1 protein-coding gene is annotated in these 560 nt (G+C 59.1%); it reads right to left on the reverse strand.

The annotated features are described in order from the left end of the window. On the reverse strand, positions 1 to 560 hold a 560-nt coding region (locus tag PGR79_RS23810; RefSeq protein ID WP_430922625.1), incomplete at both ends, for an MFS transporter.

Consider the following 560-nt stretch of genomic DNA (forward strand, 5'->3'; position numbering starts at 1 on the left):
TCATCGACGAACATCATCGGCATGACCACCGCGAAGCCGAACAGCGACAGGGTGTTGATAATGCGCACGATGCTGGAGAGCATAATGCTGCGGTTGGTGTAGATAAGGGTCACCGCGCGCCCCAGCTCGGAGAACTTCTCGCGGGTGGTGAGATTCTGCATATGGCGCGGGGTTTCGGTGTTACGCAGCGCCGCCAGGGCAATCAGCCCGCCGGTGACACAGAACGCCAGCGCCAGCCACAGGGTGCCCATCTCGCCAATGTGCGGGATGGTGAAGCTCGGGATATAGCTGCCGAACACGCCGATACCGACGGAGTAGACCGCCCAGAACCAGCCCAGCGCCGAGCTGGAGCTGTCGCTGCGGACGTTATGGATAATGGCGACGATAAACGAGTAGAGAAACAGCGGATAGGCCAGACCGCGGATACCGTAAAACAGCAGAATTAAGGCATAGTTGGCGCGGCCGAGACCGAAGACGAGGAACAGGACGTGGAACACGCACCACAGCACAAAACCGATAAACATGGTTTTACGCGGGGTGATGATTTCCGCGACCACGCC

This window comes from Klebsiella sp. 141161, from assembly GCF_050600815.1.
Taxonomy (GTDB): Bacteria; Pseudomonadota; Gammaproteobacteria; order Enterobacterales; family Enterobacteriaceae; genus Klebsiella; species Klebsiella aerogenes.